The organism is Pseudonocardia pini (assembly GCF_013870575.1).
Taxonomy (GTDB): domain Bacteria; phylum Actinomycetota; class Actinomycetes; order Mycobacteriales; family Pseudonocardiaceae; genus Pseudonocardia; species Pseudonocardia pini.
The window spans coordinates 1-4,019 of sequence record NZ_JACBXB010000517.1 but is presented as its reverse complement, the minus strand read 5'-3'; the positions used below and the strand labels follow the sequence as shown (position 1 = coordinate 4,019).

The window sequence follows — 4,019 nt, the reverse complement described above, 5'->3', positions numbered from 1 at the left end:
CGGGCCCACTCGCCGTCGGCTGGCAGCCCGACGACGCCCGCGGCGACGCGATCGCCCTCGGCATCACCTCGAGCCCGGCCGGGGGCATCGCCGGCGGTACGAACGAGATCCAGCGCGGCATCATCGGCGAGCGCATCCTCGGGCTGCCGAAGGAGCCGTCGGTCGACCGCGGCGTGCCGTTCCGCGAGCTGAAGGTGGGGACCCAGCGATGACCGCCACGACCGCACCCGCAGCGCCCAGGCTGCTGCTGGACACCGAGCAGGAGGCGCTGCGCGCCGCCGTCCGCGACCTGCTCGCCGACCGCTCCGGATCCGCCCAGGTCCGCGCCGCGATGGAGAGCGAGACCGGGATCGACCGGGACCTGTGGACGCGGCTGGGCCGCGACCTCGACGTCCTCGGGCTGACCGTGCCGGAGGCCTACGGCGGTGCCGGGGCCGGGCACGTCGAACGGGCGGTGGTGCAGGAGGAGCTGGGCCGCGCCCTCGCGCCGACCCCGTTCCTGGGCTCCGCGGTCCTGGCCACGGATGCCTTGCTGGCTCTCGACGACGAGGCGGCGCGGAAGGACCTGCTGCCGCGCATGGTGTCCGGCGAGACGATCGTCGCCGTGGCGTTCGGCGAGTCCGGGGTGCGGGCGACCGAGACCGCGTCGGGCTGGGCGCTCGACGGCACGGTCGGCCCGGTCGTGGCCGGCGACCTCGCGGACGAGCTCCTGGTCGTGGCGGAGGGGCCCACCTGGTTCCGGGTGTCGGCGGCCGAGGTCACCCGCACCACGCTGACCACGCTGGACCCCACGCGCAGGCTGGCCTCGGTCACGTTCACCGGCGCCGCCGCCGTCAAGCTGGAGTCCGCGGATCCCGGGGCCGCGCTGGACCGGGTGCGGGACCTCGCCGCCGTCGCGCTGGGGGCCGAGCAGCTCGGCGGCCTGCAGAAGGTCCTGGAGACGACCACCGACTACGCCAAGATCCGGGTGCAGTTCGGCCGGGCCATCGGCTCCTACCAGGCGGTCAAGCACGGGCTCGCGGACATCCACTGCGACTGGGAGCAGGGCCTCTCGGCGGTCCGCTACGCCGCCTGGGCCGCCGACTCCTCGCCCGACGATCTGCCCGTGGCGGCCGCGCTCGTGGCCACCTACCTCGGCCCGGCCTACTTCCGGGCCGCGCTGGCGGGGGTGCAGTTCCACGGGGGCATCGGCTACACCTGGGAGCACGACGCCCACCTGTTCTACAAGCGTGCCAAGAGCTCCGAGCTGTTGTTCGGCTCGACGGCCCGGCAGCGGGCGCGGCTCGCGGACCGGCTGGGAATCCGACGAAGGGACGACGCATGACCGACACCACCGAGGCCGCGGTCCTCACCGAGCTGGTCGACGGGGTGCTCACGATCACGCTGAACCGCCCCCGCCGCAAGAACGCGCTCGACGCCGCGAGCTGGCACGGCCTCGAGGCCGCGTTCACCCGGGCCAAGCGCGAGGAGGGGATCCGGGTCGTCGTGCTGACGGGCGCGGGCGGCGACTTCTGCGCGGGCGCGGACCTGTCCGGCGGCCCCGCCGACGGCCACCCCCTGGGTCGGATGCGCTGGATCCACGACATCGCGTTCGCCCTGCACTCGCTGCCGATGCCCACGGTCGCCAAGGTCCCGGGCGCGGCCGTCGGCGCGGGCTGCAACCTCGCCATCGGCTGCGACTTCGTGATCGCCGGCCGGTCGGCCCGGTTCTCCGAGATCTTCGCCCAGCGCGGGCTGTCGCTGGACTTCGGCGGTTCGTGGCTGCTGCCCAAGATCGTCGGCCTGCAGCAGGCGAAGCGGCTGGCGCTGCTCGCCGAGATCATCGGCGCGGAGGAGGCCAAGGAGATCGGCCTGATCACCTACCTCGTCGAGGACGCGGAGCTCGACGCGCGGACCGACGAGCTGGTCGCCAAGCTCGCCGCGGGCGCACCGGTCGCGCTGGCCCAGTCGAAGGCGCTGCTCAACGAGGCCGCGGACCTCACCCTCCGGGAGGCCCTCGAGGGCGAGACCCGGGCCCAGACGATCAACTTCGGCGGCACCGACCCCGCGGCGGCCTTCGAGGCCTTCATGGCCAAGCGCACGCCCGAGTTCACGGGGGAGTGGGCGGTCAAGTGACGACCACCGAGACCTACACGGAGATCGCGTACGAGGTCGCCGACCACGTCGCGACCATCACCCTCGACCGGCCGGCGAAGCTCAACGCCTTCACCAGCACGATGATGGCCGAGCTCGCCCGGGCCTACACCGAGGCGGACGCGGACGACGAGGTCCGCGCCGTCGTCGTCACCGGGCGGGGGCGGGGGTTCTGCGCCGGGGCGGACCTGGGTCGGGGCGGCGCGACGTTCGACGCGAACGACCCCGAGCGGGCCGCCGAGCGCAAGGACGTCGGCACCATCGGCGGCGTCCCGCGAGACGGCGGCGGCGTCGCCTCGCTCGCGACGGCGGCCTGCCGCAAGCCGGTCATCGCCGCGATCAACGGCCCGGCCGTGGGCATCGGCGCCACGATGACGCTCCCGATGGACATCCGGATCGCCTCCGAGACGGCGCGGTTCGGGTTCGTGTTCGCGCGGCGCGGGCTGGTGCCGGAGGCGGCCTCGAGCTGGTTCCTGCCGAGGATCGTCGGCATCTCGCAGGCCATGGAGTGGGTGGCGACCGGCCGGGTGTTCGACGCGCAGGAGGCACTGGCCGGGCGGCTCGTCTCGAAGGTCCTGCCGCCGGACGAGCTGCTCCCGTACGCCTACGGGATCGCCCGCGAGATCGCGGACAACACCTCCGCGGTGTCGGTGGCGCTGTCCAAGCAGATGCTGTGGTCGATGCTCGGCGAGGACACGCCGTGGGCCGCCCACCGGACCGACTCGGCCGGGATCTACCACCTGGGCCGCAGCGCGGACGCCCGCGAGGGCGTCATGTCCTTCCTGGAGAAGCGCCCACCCGCGTACCCGGACACGGTGAGCGAGAACTACCCGGAGGTCCTGGAGCGCTGGCCCACCAGGCCGGCCGACATGGACTGAGCAGGACCGGGCCGGGCTCAGTCGCGGCGCTGCTCGCGCTCCTCCCGGTGCTCCCGGGAGAAGCCGAGCGCGCCGATGAGCGGGATCAGCAGGAAGGCCAGCCAGGCCATCGGCACGTGGGCCCAGCTGAGCACGAAGAACAGCACCACGGCCACGATCGGGCTGGCCGCGGCGAGCCGGGCCCCCGCCCCGGAGAACCGGCGCTCCGGCGCCTGGGCGGCCGGGCGGGGGGCCACCGCGGTGGTCGGCGCATGGCCGGGCAGCACGGGATGGGGCTCGGGCAGGTCCGTGAACAGGGCGCTCAGGTCCCCGGCGGTGACCGCCGTGGCCGCGGTCGCGGAACGGTCCGCGTACTCCTCGACACCGAGCCTGCCCGCCTCGAGGTGCGCGTTCAACGCCTTCGCCGCGGACTCCCGCTCGGCGGTCCCGATCCGCGTCTCCTCGCTCATGTCTGCATCCTAGGAGACCGCCGACGAACCCCGACCTACTGCGCGGCGCCCAGGCGGCGCCCGGGGTTCCCAGCAGTCTCCTAGAACCACTGGTAGGCGGTCCGGGACAGGGAGAACCCGTGTCCGCTCGCGCCCATCCGGCACTCCACGCCGGTCTGCCTGCTCGTGCACGTCGCGTCCCCGACGCGCAGCGACCGGCCGTAGTCGAGGATCGGGCCGGTGCCGAACACGGTGTCCCCGTGGCACACGAAGTCCGGGCGCGCGGTCCCGCCGACCGCGATCGCGTCCCCCCACACACCCTCGCAGTCCGCCGGGCGGTCGGGGACCGTCGTGGGGTCCCAGGCGGCCTCGGCGATGTCGCAGCGCACCCCGCTCGGCTGCAGGTAGCAGGCGATGTTGCCGCTGGGGCTCGCGAAGCCGGTCGCCTCGGTGGCGACCTGGAGGTCGGCCGAGGTGGGCGGCACCTGGGTCGAGGCCGGGATCGGTGCGGAGCTCTGGGCGGGATCCGCCGCCGCCGTCGTCGTCGCCGGGGGTGGGCCGGGTTCCCCGGGCGATCTCG

The 4,019-nt window shown here is 74.4% G+C and carries 5 protein-coding genes and 1 pseudogene; 4 read left to right on the top strand and 2 right to left on the bottom strand.

Features of this window, described 5'->3' with window-relative positions:
• The 4 genes and pseudogenes from H5J29_RS34410 to H5J29_RS23710 form a co-directional block, all read left to right on the top strand.
• Positions 1–212: pseudogene (locus H5J29_RS34410) on the top strand (acyl-CoA dehydrogenase family protein); the annotation flags it as partial.
• Complete coding sequence (locus H5J29_RS23720; RefSeq protein ID WP_181783246.1) at positions 209–1,324, top strand: acyl-CoA dehydrogenase family protein; 1,116 nt, start codon at positions 209–211, stop codon at positions 1,322–1,324. The pseudogene H5J29_RS34410 and the gene H5J29_RS23720, both read left to right, overlap by 4 nt.
• Complete coding sequence (locus H5J29_RS35350) at positions 1,321–2,115, top strand: enoyl-CoA hydratase/isomerase family protein (protein WP_181783245.1); 795 nt, start codon at positions 1,321–1,323, stop codon at positions 2,113–2,115. Before H5J29_RS23720 ends, H5J29_RS35350 begins: the two co-directional genes overlap by 4 nt.
• On the top strand, positions 2,112–3,011 hold the full coding sequence (locus H5J29_RS23710) for a crotonase/enoyl-CoA hydratase family protein (protein WP_181783244.1): 900 nt from the start codon (positions 2,112–2,114) through the stop codon (positions 3,009–3,011). The genes H5J29_RS35350 and H5J29_RS23710 overlap by 4 nt, the downstream gene beginning before the upstream one ends.
• A 17-nt stretch (positions 3,012–3,028) precedes the next feature.
• Here H5J29_RS23710 and H5J29_RS34405 read toward each other — a convergent pair whose 3' ends face one another.
• On the bottom strand, positions 3,029–3,460 hold the full coding sequence (locus tag H5J29_RS34405) for a DUF1707 SHOCT-like domain-containing protein (protein WP_220187833.1): 432 nt from the start codon (positions 3,458–3,460) through the stop codon (positions 3,029–3,031).
• An 80-nt stretch (positions 3,461–3,540) separates the two neighbouring features.
• Entirely contained in the window at positions 3,541–3,924 is a 384-nt protein-coding gene (locus H5J29_RS23700) for a DUF6636 domain-containing protein (RefSeq protein WP_181783243.1), read from the bottom strand.
• Between the last annotated feature and the right edge of the window lie 95 nt (positions 3,925–4,019).

What these genes read in the sequence shown, in the direction of transcription:
- H5J29_RS23720 (WP_181783246.1), top strand. Translation starts at nt 209, where the DNA reads ATGACCGCCACGACCGCACCCGCAGCGCCCAGGCTGCTGCTGGACACC.
- H5J29_RS34405 (WP_220187833.1), bottom strand. Translation starts at nt 3,460, where the DNA reads ATGAGCGAGGAGACGCGGATCGGGACCGCCGAGCGGGAGTCCGCGGCG.
- H5J29_RS35350 (WP_181783245.1), top strand. Translation starts at nt 1,321, where the DNA reads ATGACCGACACCACCGAGGCCGCGGTCCTCACCGAGCTGGTCGACGGG.